The following is a 364-nucleotide window of genomic DNA, read 5'->3' as shown; positions in this document are numbered from 1 at the left end:
CTACGAGTTCGGCGTCAAGGTCAGCTTGGCCGTGGCGCACAAGAGCGGCCTGATCGTGGGTGCCCGCAGCTTCCCCGGCAACCCGTTCGATGGCCACACACTCAGCGCCCAGCTCGAGCAGACGAGCTCCTTGATGCAGGATCTCGGCGTCAAGCCCAAGGTAGCCGTCGTCGACCTGGGCTACCGCGGTGTCGATGCCGACATCACCCCGGTGGAGCTCATCCACCGAGGGAAGTCCAAGTCCTTGAATGCGCAGCAAAGGCGCTGGCTCAAGCGCCGCCAGGCGATCGAGCCGACCATCGGCCACACCAAGCACGACCACCGGATGGACAAGTGCTGGCTCAAGGGCAGCGAGGGCGACGCT

Annotated in this window: 1 protein-coding gene; it reads left to right on the top strand. The window is 65.4% G+C overall.

Features of this window, described 5'->3' with window-relative positions:
- Nucleotides 1-364 (top strand): transposase (locus ACG02S_RS26250; RefSeq protein ID WP_394473444.1); only part of this gene is annotated, 364 nt, incomplete at both ends.

This window comes from Pelomonas dachongensis, from assembly GCF_043555865.1.
GTDB lineage: Bacteria > Pseudomonadota > Gammaproteobacteria > Burkholderiales > Burkholderiaceae_C > Pelomonas > Pelomonas dachongensis.
This window is presented reverse-complemented; position numbering and strand designations above follow the sequence as displayed.